The organism is Bacillus inaquosorum KCTC 13429 (assembly GCF_000332645.1).
GTDB lineage: Bacteria > Bacillota > Bacilli > Bacillales > Bacillaceae > Bacillus > Bacillus inaquosorum.
This window is the reverse complement of sequence record NZ_AMXN01000003.1, coordinates 91392-105373: the sequence shown is the minus strand read 5'-3', so window position 1 is coordinate 105373 and position 13982 is coordinate 91392. Positions and strand designations below refer to the sequence as shown.

Sequence of the window (13982 nt, the reverse complement as noted above, 5' to 3'; positions counted from 1 at the left end):
CAAAAAAACTGAAATAACAAGAGCTACAACTAAATAAAGGTTCATTTTCATCAACCTTTCTAGATTTCTTAAACATTTGAATAGCTAAAGTGTAAACCTAATATTAACATATACATATTTTACCTTAAAAGACCAAGATCGAAAATACGATTACTTTGTGCACTTTGAGGGTTGAAATGCAATATTTTTGGTCCTTGAATAAATGCAACCAAAAGAAGATATGAATCTACCCTTAACCATAATTAAAGGGGGCAGTTTCATATTTTTTAGCACGGAATTGTGTTCATGCCATTTCTAAGTGAACTTGGTCTGAAATTCGGCAGAATATGGTGAACAAGCACCATGTCAAATAAATTTTATACCAAGGGTTACAGTATTATACTGTAACCCTTGCTTCTCTATATTTCCATTAAAAATATTCTTAATATTTGAAAATAACCATTTAAATATATTTCTAGAAATTGTATACTTATATGGTACTAAATGAATACATAGAAAGGACTGTTGTCGATGAAAAAAGTTTTTTGTAAGTTAGCCATTAGTTCCATAGCTCTATTTATCTTAGCTTTTCCTAATGGCAATGTCTTAGCTGCTGAAAAAGGGGCAGACAAGCCTGTCTCAATTGAATCACAGGTGCATACCGTATTTGCAAACGAGTCGACTGGCTTAACAAGTAACTCAGGAGGCGGGGAGTTTACTGCGCAATTTGTGAACGATTTTCGTAATGTTAAGATGAATGTTAAAACATATAAAAGCTGGTCTAGCTTTAAAAGAGTTTCTGATAATATAGCAACGGGGAGTAAAGGGGGATCCATTACTGCAAACAAAACAGTTACTTTTACAACAACTGTAAGCGGATCTATTAGTGGTTTAGGAATCTCTACTGCAGGCTCTGTAGCTAGCTCTAAAGGATATACTCTAAATGTTGGAGCTAATAAAAGAGTTTATATGGCATATAGAGTTAGGTATAATGTAGAAGAAGGATACAACTGTCTTAAAGATATTGTTACCGGTAAATGTGTATCAAAGAAAAAATACGTAGTTAAAAAACCTATGTATGGAGAATATGCTTTAAAAAACTATTAATTTCATATAAAAAAAGATTAGCTTTTGAAGCTAATCTTTTTTATTAAGAAGAAAATACCCTAATTTTGAAACTAGATACAAAGTGAAAGCGATCATTAATGTTCTTGATATAACAATTCCATGAATAGCCAGATCGTATCCAGCAGGTATCAACGCTTTTGTATTAAACATAAAATACATTGATACCAAAAGAGCAATAATAACTAAAATAATCCCAAAAAGACCTGTTTTTCCGTATTTCATACAAATTCCACCCTATATTAAAATATGATATAAATAAACAAAGGAGCTGAAGATTTCGATAATTCACTTTAAAATAATCAAGCAATGACCCAACATTGAACTCTGTTAGTGTAATTGTCAACCTAAGCTTCAAGGTACTTATTTTATTAAAAGAATAATTGAAAGCCCCACAAATGAGGGGCTTTTAATTTTATGTAGTTCAATAGTAATTGAATTAATCATACCAAAGTTATTTCAAAATTTCAACTTTTGTTTGTTACTCTTTTATAATCCTGAAAACAAAAACGTCATATTCTACCGCAAATAAAGTTACACTTAGAAAAGGAAAATGCTTTTGTTAAATCTCTATAGGATTTGGAATCCGAACCGAATTCTTTATGAGGATGGAAAATGATAAGAAAACCGCCTGGCAATGCCGGCGGTCTTTTGTTACTTTATTTATTAACAGAAATCGTAACGTTATTTCCTGAAACAGCAACCTTTGCGAAATCTTGTGTATCTACGACAGGTGTGACAGCTTTATTGTCGATTGTAATATTGTTAAAAGCTGTTGAAAAAGTTGCTTTGATGGCATTACGCTGACTTTCATAAGAAACAGCCGCAGTAGCAAGTGTTTTCCATTTTGAGATCGTGCCGATGTTGGTTCCTTGAATTTCCGTGATAATCCGTCCGGTATAACCGTCATTGTTCGTTCCCCATAGGGTCATACGTGTATTGCCGTTCAAATTTTTATAGATTGTCATTTGGACTGTGCTTCCAGGACGGAAGCCTTTATTGTATGTGAATTTGTCTTTTCCTTCGATGTATGTTTCTTCATTTTTGGACCCAACCTTCATGAGGGGCTTCCAGACGTTGTATTGTTTGCTGTACTGAAGCCCGATATCCGCCTCAGTTCCGCTTTTTGCGCTAAAGCCTGAATAAATGTAAGGCGTAGAGACCGAGTCATCATTTTTTACGGTGTCAGGCAGCTTAATTTTAGCTGTGAAAACTGCGCCAGAACTGTTCAGGTAGGCGCGGCCGCCGATCCCCTTAGGCAGCTGGGAGGCCGCTTTTGCGACTTGAGTGTCTGCCGCGGGCAAGCCTGGTATACCCGATGAAAGTGTTCCGAAAAGAACTGCTGTTCCTACTGCACCTGCAATCAATACTTTTTTCAACAAAATTCCCCCTTTTGATAGTGGTTTCATCATTCATTATACCTTATTTTGGAACTTGATTTATGTATATAAATCAACAAAATATTTCATTTTATTCATAAATTTCATATTGGATTGTTTATGTAGAGAAACTGCTCCTACAATCTATCTGTTTTCAATCGTTTTAACCGATTTGAAACCTTCCTCAAAATAAAAGCACAAGTGTTTATAGAAACGATAATCAAGAGAACGATCGCTATCGTTTCCCAGCCGGTAAGGAAGGGGTGATCTTTTATAACTGCTTGTCCTTTCAAAATAATAAAAGTACAGAAACCGACTAAGAAAAGAAAACAAATGCTTAGGATCGCTAACGCTTTACGTGTATATGTTTTTATTTCCTCTTTAACGTACAGCAAAACGAAAACAAAGCAGCTAACATTGGCAATCATTCTTATCACATCAAAGCTTTTCATGACAATTGATATAAATAGACAAAGTAAAATGAGATAAAATACTTTATTTTTAGACAAACAATCTCTCCCTTTATGTATGACCCTCAAAGAGTTTACAAAATTTTCATTATAACTGCAATACTTGGAAGCGGGATAAATATACTTCTATATAAACTAATTAAACTATGTACTAAATATTCATTATAAATTCAGATTCAGTCATTAAGGTCTACATAAAAAAAGGCGGGAAGCTTCAGATTATACGAACAATGGTCAAACAAAAAAACCCGGCATTTAGCCGGGGAAAGAAAAAGGAAAACGAGGAGATGTTAATGGAGTTTAGTAATGTTTCTTATGCTTCTTATACTCTACAACATAATCATAGTCTTTTTTGTCGTGATCATAATATTTCTTATCATGGTCATAATATTTTTTGTCATAATCACAGTCGTAATATTTTTTATCATGGTGGTCATAGTATTTTTTATCATATTCGTAATACTTCTTATAATACGTTTTTTTGACCGTATAATACTCTTCTTTATATTTTTTGTAATAACCCATATATACTCCTCCTTTATTGTTAATACGCTTTATTATATGGCGAATAGATTGTGCGGATTGGACAATTTAAATCATAAAGGGAAAAAAGGGCTGTCCAAATTCATAGAAAAAGAGGCAGGTGACACAGAAACAAATCAAAATAAAAAGGCCGATTTTTCATCGGCCACATCATTTATCCTACATTTGTTTGTCATCTTTGTTTTCTGAATCACTTTTTCTTACATCCTGAGTCAGTCCGCTGGTCGCTTGTTTAAATTCTGATAAGGCTTTTCCAGCAGCACGGCCAAGCGCCGGCAGTTTATCAGGACCAAATACTAAAAAGCCTACAAATAAAATAACGAGTATTTTTGTGAAGCTTAATTCCATGTTCTTTTCCTCCTGATTGAAGTTCAACCTTCTAAACAAATTATAAGAGATGGCGGTTTAAATGGAAATACGTTTATTTTGAACATTTTAAAAACCGCCAGCAGGCGTGTTGAGATAATATTCATAAAACGGCTGCTGCAGAATATAATGTCCAATGCCATTAACAAAAAGATGTGAGGAGGTGAGCTGGATCAAATGCTGTGTTGAGGCTATAGGGATCATATCGCTGCCATACGGGATGGCATATCAGGCACAAAGAAATGACTACGTATAGTACTGTGACTTGCTATGATTGAAATAGAGGAGAGATCTGGATGATGAAATACACTAAGGTAATTGGATTCCTGTCTGTTTTAGGGTTCGCTGCGGTTTTTCCATTAACGGCACAAGCAGAAAAAGCGGGAACCACTGGAGCTGGGGAGTGGGATAAGCTGGGGACTTACACATATACTTATTCAAGTCCGACAGTGTATTCGAGCGGAGGAGATTTTAGAGTATGTCTTTCAGGAAGCACTCCTTTTTCTGTTTCGCTGCACCTATATGAAGATGATGCCGGTGACAATCCTGATGATTATGTAGGGTCAAATTATTTTTCGCCCGGAGAATGTCATACCTTTAGCAGTATCGGGAAATTTGTAGATGGAAGCAATAACAAGGCGGAGTTCTTTGTTACCGATTACTCTGGTAAATCAAAAACCGTTACGTTTTATGATTGATGGACTTAGACTTTGGAAAACAAAAAAGAGAGACACTCTCTCTTTTTTATTCTTCGACAGCCTTACGAAGCCGTTCATTCACAATACCTGTCCAGCCTCCATCCATTTTATCGCGAATGATGGAGCTTTTCTCGTTTGCTTTGCCGATCACTTCATTTGGCTCCTTCCATCCGCTGTGAATAAGGGTAAACCTCGTCTTTTCTCCCAAGTCTTCTAATTGAAAGGTAACGACCCATCCGTCTGTATCCCATTCAAAAGAAAGTTCAGTGGGAACTTGAACAGCCAAAACTCTACAAGGAGACGGTCCAAACGGTGATTGTAAGTGGAATACTTGTCCTTCTTTCAGCTGAAAGTCATTGGGCATAAACCACTTGGCGATGCCTTCTGAAGTTGAGACTGTCTCCCAGACCTTCTGAATAGGTGCCTCCAGGGTAATGTTTTTCGTAATATCGGGTAATGTATTCTGATGATTTTGATCCATTTCGTTTACCTCTTGACATATGATGTTTTTTCATTTAAATCATATAATAACTAATAAGATCATGTCCATAGCTTGTATGAATTATGCTGCAGTCTGTTGATGAACCTTGTATCAGTCATCCAGGGCTGCGTGTACGAGAAAGAAAATACAGTGAGAGAGTGGAAAGTGTATATTTTCGTCCTTTCACTCATGATTGTTTGTGCAGTAGCAATGGTTATTTTTGAACCAGAAATCCTGTTCAGCCCAATCGTTCTGCGAGGATTTGATGCGTTCATCAGTTTTGTTTTATTAGCCAATGTATTGTTTTTCTGGAGGAAGAGCAAACGTATAGTATATGTTTCAGGAGTTTTAGCTGTCATTAATCTCATTATGGTTATATCTCTGGTTTAGAATCTAAAACAGGAGGTTTTTTATGCTTGGAAAAATCAAAGCAGCTATTGATAACAGCCCAGGAAAGCCGGCTAGAATTGTAGTCAGTAAAAAAAACGTTTCAGCAATTAGAGGAAGAGACGCGCTTTGTTTACGTTTCAAAACCGAAAACGATAATGGGGATACCTGTGGAAGTTTCAGATCAGTCAGAAAGCTTCAAACTGGAATTTTAGTCTATTCCCGACTGCAAACAGGCTCATTTTGAGTCTTTTTTTATGATAAAAAAGGTAAGGAGTGTCAGCATTTTTCCGTTTGTTCTGCATCATTTTCAAACAAGCTCTTGCATACATGTTTCAGTTTTTTATACTTAAGTTGTTAATATACTTTTTAAAAATGATGAGGAAGAGATGCGCGAACATAAGGGCAGCAGCTTTAAAACTCTGATAGAAATCTTAATTGTTTCAACAAGACTTGGGTTTACATCATTCGGAGGTCCCATTGCTCATCTGGGTTATTTCTATGAAGAATATCTTCGCAAAAGAAAATGGTTGGATGAAAAAAGCTATGCTGATTTGGTTGCTTTGTACCAGTTCTTGCCTGGACCGGCGAGCAGCCAAGTTGGGATTGGGCTTGGTGTTATGCGTGGCGGATTACTCGGCGGTGTCGTTTCATTTCTCGGCTTTACGCTGCGCTGGCTTTCTATGTTTGACAGCTTTTATAGGGCGGGGTCCTTGGTTTTTGGCGGGGGACATGTTGTATTGCCGCTATCAGGAGTTTGTACCAGCTGGAATGGTCAGTAAAGAAGCATTTTTAGCAGGTTATGGTGCAGCACAAGCTGTGCCGGGGCCGTTATTTACATTTGCCGCCTATCTTGGTGCGGTCATGGGCGGCTGGCAGGGAGGAACGTTAGCCGCCATTGCCATTTTCCTGCCTGCGTTTTTGCTTATTTTAGGTGCGTTGCCTTATTGGGATGCTTTGCGGAGGAATCCTAAACTAAAGGAAGCTCTTGCAGGAGTGAATGCAGCGGTAGTCGGAATTTTAATTTCAGCTTTTTATTTTCCGATTTGGACAAGTGCGATTTTGAATCAGATTGATTTTGCGTTTGCGGCCGTATTGTTCAGTATGCTTGCTTATTGGAAGCTGCCTCCTTGGGTAGTTGTAGTCACCGGTGTGATTGGCGGCTTTCTTCTGAGCCTTCTTTAATATTGATTTCTCTAAAGCGTGATGAAGACGTTCATCATGCTTTTTTTATTGTGAAAAAAGACGAACATAAATAATAGATGTATGGGAAAAATAATCCTATTAAAGAGAAGGGAATTGACAGATGGATAACATGGTATCAACACTTACTGACTGGACAGTATGGTTTCAAGCGTTAGTTGTATTTCTCGTTCCATATGCAATCTATAAAGTGTTTACTTGGATTCATACATAAGAAGGTGCAATCATGAGGTGGCGGAGCAATCAGTACAAAACACAGAAGCATCAAGGATCAGATCATTCAAAAGCTGAAAAGCAGGACCATGATGTGTTAACCGGTAACTTTGAAGACGACATTGAGCTAGTAAAAAGAAAGATCGGACATAACGGAGACGTTCATATCCGGGAACTTGAGATCACTCATTTACATGTAAAATCGGCATTGATCTTTGTTGATGGATTGTCTGATCAGGATATGATTAATAAAGGACTATCAGCGTTAATCATGAATCATCATCAGGTAAGTGATGAAATTTCTCATTCCGGCAAAGACATTTTTACTCCGCAATCTATAAAGAATCAAATCGTATCAATCAGTGATGTTATAGAATCAGAGAAAATCAGTGATATCGTGCTGAATGTTTTCATGGGTTCAACAGCGCTTCTTATCGATGGAATGCCGCAGGCCTTTCTTCTGGGAACAGTAAAAAAACAAAATCGAAGTATCGAGGAGCCGCTTTCAGAAGCGCTTGTTCGAGGGCCGCGCACGGGCTTTACAGAAGAGTTGAGTACGAATACAGCTCTTTTAAGACAGCAAGGAAAAAATGATCAATTAACATTGCAGAAATTTGAAGTAGGGACACGGCTAAAAAAGGATTTAATCATCGCTTATATGAATGACATTGCAGATCCAAAAGTGGTCGAGGAAGTAAAAAAAAGAGTGAAAGGGATTGAGATAGATCATTTGCCGGAATCAGGCTACGTTGAACAGTTAATTGAGGATAATTATTTGAGCCCCTTTCCGCAAGTGCAGAGTACAGAACGGCCTGATCGCGTTATAAGCGGATTAATGGAAGGCAGAGTAGCCATTCTGCTTGACGGTACGCCGTTTGCCTTGCTTGTTCCGGTCACTTTCAGCATGGTGCTTCAATCGCCTGAAGATTATTATGAACGGTGGTTCCCAAGCTCGCTCATCAGATTGCTGAGGTTCATTGCGGCAATCATAACGTTATTTGCGCCGGCTTTATATATATCATTTATTTCTTTTCATCCGGGGTTAATTCCGACCAAACTGGCAATTTCAATTTCCGGGACGCGTATGGGTGTTCCGTTCCCATCCATCATTGAAGCTTTATTTATGGAAATTGCAATCGAAATCTTACGAGAAGCGGGGCTGCGTCTGCCAAAACCGATCGGACCTGCGATAGGCATAGTTGGCGGATTAATCATCGGAGAAGCAGCTGTGCAGGCAGGGATTGTCAGTCCAATTATGGTCATTGTCGTTGCGCTCACAGCAATTTCTTCATTTGCCATCCCGCATTACAGTACAGGCATAGCACTTCGGATGCTTCGGTTTGGCGCGATGTTTTGCGCTGCGGTGTTTGGATTATTTGGTGTCATTATGTATTATCTGCTTCTAAGCAGCCATGTCGTAAAGCTAAAGAGTTTTGGTGTCCCATACGCAAGTCCGGCAGTTCCTTATCATTTGAAAGATTGGAAAGACTTCGTCATCAGAATGCCTCTTTTAGTCATGAAGCGCCGGCCTAAAATGATGAATACAGATAATACAAAACGGGTGAAGTGACGAACTCGACAGGAGTGTGATAAAGTCTCATGTTCAGCCCAACCAGTAAAATCACAACCGCTCAGGCAACGATTATCATCATTAATTACATGCTTGCCGCCGGAGTTCTTACACTCCCCCGGACAGTAACAGAACAAACGAAATCTCCTGATGGATGGATTTCAGTTTTATTAGGCGGGGGCATTGCGGTAATAGCCGGGATAATTATAGTTAAATTAAGCCAGCAGTATCCTAAGGAAACCTTTTATGAATACTCCGGACATATTGTAGGAAAATGGCTCGGCCGTTTGATCAGTATTGTTTTTATTACTTATTTTCTGGCACTCGGTGCATTTGAAGTCAGAGTCATGTCCGAAATTGTGGAGTTTTTTCTCCTTGAAGGGACACCGTTTTGGGCCATTATTATGACAGTTCTTTGGATTGGGCTTTATTCGATAACACAAGGGCTCGATCCAATTGCCCGGCTATTTGAAATGATCTTTCCGATTACGGTTATCATCTTTTTAACTGTAGCCCTCATGAGTATAGGTATATTTGAGATCAACAATTTACGCCCTGTATTAGGTAATGGAATAATGCCGGTCCTCAAAGGAGTTAAGACAACGACACTTTCATTTACGTGTTCAGAAATTATGCTCATTCTAGTAGCGTTTATGAAGAAGCCGAAGAATGCAGTAAAAGCGGTGTTCATGGGCACAGGGGTTGTAACGTGTTTTTATATGATTACCCTGATTATGGTCATCGGTGCACTGTCAGTTGATGGTGTTGTAACGAGAACATGGCCGGGACTTGACCTGATGAGAAGTTTTGAAATACCGGGTTTAATCTTTGAACGGTTTGAATCATTTTTGCTAGTCATTTGGATTATGCAGCTTTTTGCCACATTTATTATCACTTTTTATGCAGCATCTTTAGGAGTCTCGCAAGTTTTCAAAAAGAAACCCATTTCATGCATGTTTGGGCTGCTTCCTGTTATTTATATCCTCTCTTGCATGCCGAAAAATGAAAATGATGTGTTTATTTTGGGTGATATGGTCAGTCATATGGCTTTGTATATATTTGGCGCTTTGCCGATTTTGCTTTTAGTTATATCGAAATGGAGGAAAAGAGGTGAAAAGTAAAATAAAACATCCACTGTCCGCTATCGTCATATTATGTCTGCTGATGATTTGTGTAACAGGGTGCTGGAGCAGCCGGGAAATAGAAGAGCTCGGTCTCACATTCGCTATCGCAATTGATAAAGGGAAAGAAACAAACACTGAGAAAGAATTAAAAGAAGAAGGCGGGAGCTATCCGAAAAAAGACAACATTACGCTAACCTATCAATTTGTTAATGAAAAAGCGGCAGGTGCAGGGACAAGCAGTGGAGGCGGTGGCGGGCAAGGGGCGCAGAAAGCGTATATTAATATTAGTGAAACAGGGGATTCGTTACAGCAGATTGGAAGCGAGATTGCGTTAAGAAGGGACCGTGAAGTGTTTAGCCCGCATTTAAAAGTTGTTGTCATGAGTGAAGATGTGCTGCGTACATATCCTATCGACAAAATGCTGGATCAATTTTTTCGTGATAATGAAATTAGGCTGAGCTGTCTTGTTTTATCTGCAAAAGGGGAGGCGAGGGAGGCCCTCCAGCTGAAAGAGAGCGGTGAAATTCCGGCATTTCGGCTGGTTGGATTAGGTGAAAATGAACATAAAGTTTCAAGAATTCTTCCCCCTGTGACACTCGCGAAACTAATTGGCAAACTTCATTCTGGCAGCAGCTTTTTACTGCAAAATGTGGTCGCGGCGAATGGAGCAATCAAGTATTCCGGAGCGGCGGTAATCAACGGGAAGTCTAAAAAAATGATTGGCACTTTAAATGAATATGAAACGGAGGGGATTACATGGATTGCCGGGGAAGGAAAAGGCGGAGTTGTCAAAAGTTATGATAAAAAGAGCCAACAGGTGATTGCGTACGATATCAATTATATAAAAAGCAAAATCAAGCCCATAGTAAAAGGAACAGATATTTCATTCCATGTCGATATTGAATCAGAAGGGGACTTGGTTGAAAACTGGAACACAAAAGAGACTTTGGACACCCAGTTTTTAGAACGTATTGAAACGAATACTGAAAACGAAGTAAAGAAAATAGTCGGTAATGTATTAAAAAAACTTCAGGATGATTATAAAGCAGATGTTGCGGGTTTTGATGAATCATTAAGACTTGAACATCCGGACTTATGGAAAAAGGTGAAAAATAATTGGGATGACACCTTCAGTAAGGCTACCATCACGTACAGCGTTAAAGCCACAATTACTCATTATGGAACGGTTAAAACACAGCAATGAATCAAATAGGTGCTTAAAATCAGAAGAGAAGAAACATCTCTTCTTTTTCTATGCATTTTTCGGGATTGAGATATACTTTTTTTGGGAGGTAAGCATTTTTAAAATGGTCAATATGCTAATATAGGAATTGCTTGAAATAGAAGGGAGGAGGGGCTGTGAGACAGAAACCGATTTATGTAGAAATCGAAATGAGATCTGATCTGGATAAGCTCTGGGAATATACACAAAACCCATCGCTGCATAAGGAATGGGACCTCCGGTTTTCAAATATCACATATTTGCATAAGCAGCCATACGAAAAGCAGAAGTTTCTTTACGAAACAAGGATAGGCTTTGGATTAAAGGTATCAGGTACAGGAGAAACAGTTGGTGTTATCAACGAAGGTTCATCTGAAAGAGTTTCCTCACTGGCTTTTGGCTCTGATCATCCGTTATCTCTGATTCAGCACGGCAGCGGCTACTGGAAGTACATACAGCAAGATAACGGGAAAATTACTTTTTTAACACAGTACCAATATAAAACAGCCTACGGACTACCGGGAAAATGGATCGATCGTTTATTATTTCGGCCGCTGCTTGGCTGGGCGACTGCATGGAGCTTTGATGCATTAAGGCTTTGGATCGAGCAAAATAAACATCCCAAACACACAATTCGATCTGCTATCGTTTATGTGATAATATGTCTGTTTTTCAGTCTGTTTTGGTTTTATCAAGGCTTTACAGGTTTTGAAACAAGCATTTTTGCAGGAACAGCGGAGATAGGTATGGGTATGTTATGGCTGATTCCTTTAAAGAGAAAATGGATCATTCACGCCGGCCAGGCTTGTATCTTTGCTGGATTCGCTTTTGTAGGTTCCGAGATATTATTATCGATGCTGTTGTGTGTGTTTTCTGCGGCAAGCGGTGTTCTTAGTCTTCAGCTCCCCAGTGCCTGGCACACAAAACGAAAAAGAAAGAAGTGACATTGTGAGTTCGATTTATGAAAAAACGATCATTAACTATCATTTGCTGCATCCCAAGCTGCAAAAACGCTATCAGTTAGACGAATCTCATACATTCAGCGGGACAGGAACGATGTCAGAGATAAGCGGAGGCTCTTTTCTGGTCAGAATGCTGTTAAAACTGGGTGTTTTTTTCAGGTGCTTCTTTTCAGAAAGAGGCAAAGACATCCCTTTTACGATACAAAATAGAGCTTGTCTTATGAATCGGGATCATATCGGGATAGAATGGAATCGTACATTTTACTTTAAAGGCAATAAACGTTTCTTTGACGCGATCATGGTATACGACGAAAAAGAAGATAGAATACTTGATTTCTTCGGCAAACCTCATCTTCTGCTGTCTGTTTTAGCGTTCGAGGCATCTCCTGATGGCTCTCTTACGATTACATCGGGAAAGCAATGGCTATTGCTATGCGGAAAAAGAATACCGCTGCCAAAATGGCTGACGGGTACATCAGTTGTTTGCGAAACGTTTGACGAAAACAAGAATTGCTTCACCATTCAAGTGCATGTGCAAAATACAATTCTCGGTACTCTTTTCTTTTATAAAGGAACGTTTCAGGAAGAAGAGAGAGAATCATGCTAAAACGAAATGGCATGATCAGTACGCTTTGCTTTATAGGATTTTTTGCAGCGGAAGCACCCCATATATCAGTGGCAGAGACACTTGTTTTGCTATCCATTCTTTATTTTGTACCGGGAATTTTTCCTTTTGTCTTTCATCAATCGCCGCTCCGGGCTGCTCAATCTCTAGAATCTGGGTTAATAAAGTGCTATCCGGCAGCCGCTTTCTTTGCGGTACTGGCTCTTGTGACAGACATCGGAGGTTTCGCTCTGATCTGGTGGATGTACACAATTTTTCTTGCATTTTATGGAATCCTTCGCCTTTGGGAAACAAATATACATAGAATTGAAGAGACATCAGTTTTGTTCGGGCTTATCTATTTGGCGGGCGGAGGGTTTTGGTTTTTTGCTTATGCTGCACATTTGAAGATAATGCAATTTGGCCCTCTCATCATTTTGCTGACTGCTGTCCACTTTCACTATTCAGCTTTTCTGATTCCAATCTTTAACGGCTTGCTCGGGAGAATCACCAGAAAAAAGCGGATGTTGTACAGGTGGATAACATGGGTAATTTTATTTTCGCCCCTTCTTATCGCGCTTGGCATCACATATTCAAAAACACTTGATGTCATTGCGGTTGGCATCTATATGGTGGCCCTTTATCTTTACGCTTTTTTGGTGTTCACCACAGCTTTTCGCAGCAAGACGGCTAAAATTCTTATTCGGCTTTCTTCGGCCGTTTTAATGATAACGATCACTTTCTCGATGGTTTATTCATTTGGTGTATTTCGGCAAGAGGTTACATTGAACATCAATCAGATGATTTGGATTCACGGTTTTGTCAACGCGTTTGCTGTTATATTGCCCGCTCTCATTGGATGGAGAATAGAAGCTCCGAAGCCTTTTGATGCAGACAGCGTAAAGACATTCAGCCGTATCTACGGAAAAAGAAGGATTGGAAAAGACTTTTTAGCTAACATTCAAGCTGAAAATAACGCTCAATACAGAGGGCTTGTGGATGATATGGGAAGCCTTCGTTCAAAAGATTTTTCACCGGAAAATCTGGCGCCGTTCATCCTATCGTTTTATGAACAAACCATTGATTATGATGTAAAGGCAAAAGTGACGTGGAGCACATGGTTTCGGCCGTTTGCAATTGTTTACGAATGGTTCAGCAGAAGAACCGGCCAAATACATCTGTCGACGAACCCAGACTGGTATAGGATGTACAGCACGATAAAGGGTGTCAATTCGAAAAAAGACGGAAGAAACAAAGTGCGTGCCTGGATCAGAACAAATGAGAAAAACGAAACCATTTTTACCGCTCTATATTCAGTGTATCGTTCAAATGGAGAAGGGTATATGAACATCTCCCTCCCGCTTCCATTCAGCAGCATGACAGGTATTTTAAAGCCTTATCATCATCAGGAGAAACTGGTTTTGACGAGCAGGCGTAGAAAAAGCGGAGCTGGAGATGAGGGGATTTATCTGCAAACCAGAGCGGGAACTTGTCCGCTGCCTTTGTCTGAAACCTTTCTGATAGAAGCTGCGCATGACAACAGATTAACCGCCATTCATCACATGTGGCTGTTTGGAATAAAATTTCTAACTGTTCATTACAGCATTACACATATTGCCCGCCCAAATGAAAGAACCTAACATAAAGAAGAGGCTT

At 39.2% G+C, this 13982-nt stretch carries 15 protein-coding genes and 2 pseudogenes; 11 read left to right on the top strand and 6 right to left on the bottom strand.

Annotated elements, in window-relative coordinates:
• Positions 1 to 510: 510 nt before the first annotated feature.
• On the top strand, positions 511 to 1086 hold the full coding sequence (locus BSI_RS0121005) for a hypothetical protein (RefSeq protein ID WP_032732005.1): 576 nt from the start codon (positions 511 to 513) through the stop codon (positions 1084 to 1086).
• A gap of 30 nt (positions 1087 to 1116) precedes the next feature.
• Here the strand turns inward: BSI_RS0121005 and BSI_RS12375 are convergent, their stop codons facing one another.
• The 5 genes from BSI_RS12375 to tatAC form a co-directional block, all read right to left on the bottom strand.
• Positions 1117 to 1329, bottom strand: coding sequence for a hypothetical protein (locus tag BSI_RS12375; RefSeq protein WP_003238233.1), 213 nt, complete (start codon positions 1327 to 1329; stop codon positions 1117 to 1119).
• A 434-nt stretch (positions 1330 to 1763) separates the two neighbouring features.
• The gene (locus BSI_RS12380) at positions 1764 to 2486 is read right to left on the bottom strand and encodes a YrpD family protein (protein WP_003238232.1); all 723 of its coding nucleotides are present in this window, start codon (positions 2484 to 2486) and stop codon (positions 1764 to 1766) included.
• Between the two features lie 134 nt (positions 2487 to 2620).
• Positions 2621 to 2992 carry a YoqO family protein gene (locus BSI_RS12385; RefSeq protein ID WP_003238230.1) on the bottom strand — a complete coding sequence of 124 codons (372 nt, stop codon included), beginning with the start codon at positions 2990 to 2992 and terminating at the stop codon, positions 2621 to 2623.
• A 261-nt stretch (positions 2993 to 3253) separates the two neighbouring features.
• Entirely contained in the window at positions 3254 to 3478 is a 225-nt protein-coding gene (locus tag BSI_RS12390) for a hypothetical protein (RefSeq protein ID WP_003238229.1), read from the bottom strand.
• A 177-nt stretch (positions 3479 to 3655) separates the two neighbouring features.
• Complete coding sequence (gene tatAC / locus BSI_RS12395; protein WP_003238227.1) at positions 3656 to 3844, bottom strand: twin-arginine translocase TatAC; 189 nt, start codon at positions 3842 to 3844, stop codon at positions 3656 to 3658.
• Positions 3845 to 4161: 317 nt separating this feature from the next.
• Here tatAC and BSI_RS12400 point away from each other — a divergent pair, with 317 nt between their 5' ends.
• Positions 4162 to 4560 (top strand): YndA family protein, encoded by a 399-nt coding sequence (locus BSI_RS12400; RefSeq protein WP_029316835.1) that lies wholly within the window; start codon positions 4162 to 4164, stop codon positions 4558 to 4560.
• A 46-nt stretch (positions 4561 to 4606) separates the two neighbouring features.
• Here the strand turns inward: BSI_RS12400 and BSI_RS12405 are convergent, their stop codons facing one another.
• Entirely contained in the window at positions 4607 to 5041 is a 435-nt protein-coding gene (locus BSI_RS12405; protein ID WP_003238224.1) for an SRPBCC family protein, read from the bottom strand.
• A 129-nt stretch (positions 5042 to 5170) separates the two neighbouring features.
• On the opposite strand from BSI_RS12405, the gene BSI_RS12410 reads away from it, so the two are divergent.
• The 9 genes and pseudogenes from BSI_RS12410 to BSI_RS12445 all read left to right on the top strand — a co-directional run bounded on the left by BSI_RS12410 (position 5171) and on the right by BSI_RS12445 (position 13966).
• The gene (locus BSI_RS12410) at positions 5171 to 5431 is read left to right on the top strand and encodes a hypothetical protein (protein WP_032732070.1); all 261 of its coding nucleotides are present in this window, start codon (positions 5171 to 5173) and stop codon (positions 5429 to 5431) included.
• A gap of 22 nt (positions 5432 to 5453) precedes the next feature.
• Positions 5454 to 5643 (top strand): annotated as a pseudogene (locus BSI_RS12415) (hypothetical protein).
• Positions 5644 to 5817: 174 nt separating this feature from the next.
• Positions 5818 to 6613: pseudogene (locus BSI_RS0121000) on the top strand (chromate transporter).
• 241 nt (positions 6614 to 6854) lie between these two features.
• The gene (locus tag BSI_RS12420; RefSeq protein WP_080030816.1) at positions 6855 to 8414 is read left to right on the top strand and encodes a spore germination protein; all 1560 of its coding nucleotides are present in this window, start codon (positions 6855 to 6857) and stop codon (positions 8412 to 8414) included.
• A 29-nt stretch (positions 8415 to 8443) separates the two neighbouring features.
• Positions 8444 to 9535 carry a spore germination protein gene (locus BSI_RS12425; RefSeq protein WP_003238220.1) on the top strand — a complete coding sequence of 364 codons (1092 nt, stop codon included), beginning with the start codon at positions 8444 to 8446 and terminating at the stop codon, positions 9533 to 9535.
• Complete coding sequence (locus tag BSI_RS12430; protein WP_003238219.1) at positions 9525 to 10742, top strand: Ger(x)C family spore germination protein; 1218 nt, start codon at positions 9525 to 9527, stop codon at positions 10740 to 10742. The genes BSI_RS12425 and BSI_RS12430 overlap by 11 nt, the downstream gene beginning before the upstream one ends.
• A 155-nt stretch (positions 10743 to 10897) precedes the next feature.
• Entirely contained in the window at positions 10898 to 11704 is an 807-nt protein-coding gene (locus BSI_RS12435) for a hypothetical protein (protein ID WP_003238218.1), read from the top strand.
• Positions 11705 to 11708: 4 nt separating this feature from the next.
• Positions 11709 to 12329: a DUF4166 domain-containing protein gene (locus BSI_RS12440; protein WP_003238217.1), complete on the top strand. Its 621-nt coding sequence runs from the start codon at positions 11709 to 11711 to the stop codon at positions 12327 to 12329.
• The gene (locus tag BSI_RS12445; RefSeq protein ID WP_003238216.1) at positions 12323 to 13966 is read left to right on the top strand and encodes a YndJ family protein; all 1644 of its coding nucleotides are present in this window, start codon (positions 12323 to 12325) and stop codon (positions 13964 to 13966) included. The genes BSI_RS12440 and BSI_RS12445 overlap by 7 nt, the downstream gene beginning before the upstream one ends.
• The last annotated feature ends 16 nt before the right edge of the window (positions 13967 to 13982 follow it).

Excerpts from the sequence above, each read along its gene's own strand:
- BSI_RS0121005 (WP_032732005.1), top strand. The coding sequence starts at position 511 with ATGAAAAAAGTTTTTTGTAAGTTAGCCATTAGTTCCATAGCTCTATTT.
- BSI_RS12375 (WP_003238233.1), bottom strand. The coding sequence starts at position 1,329 with ATGAAATACGGAAAAACAGGTCTTTTTGGGATTATTTTAGTTATTATT.
- BSI_RS12390 (WP_003238229.1), bottom strand. The coding sequence starts at position 3,478 with ATGGGTTATTACAAAAAATATAAAGAAGAGTATTATACGGTCAAAAAA.
- tatAC (WP_003238227.1), bottom strand. The coding sequence starts at position 3,844 with ATGGAATTAAGCTTCACAAAAATACTCGTTATTTTATTTGTAGGCTTT.
- BSI_RS12400 (WP_029316835.1), top strand. The coding sequence starts at position 4,162 with ATGAAATACACTAAGGTAATTGGATTCCTGTCTGTTTTAGGGTTCGCT.
- BSI_RS12405 (WP_003238224.1), bottom strand. The coding sequence starts at position 5,041 with ATGGATCAAAATCATCAGAATACATTACCCGATATTACGAAAAACATT.
- BSI_RS12425 (WP_003238220.1), top strand. The coding sequence starts at position 8,444 with ATGTTCAGCCCAACCAGTAAAATCACAACCGCTCAGGCAACGATTATC.
- BSI_RS12445 (WP_003238216.1), top strand. The coding sequence starts at position 12,323 with ATGCTAAAACGAAATGGCATGATCAGTACGCTTTGCTTTATAGGATTT.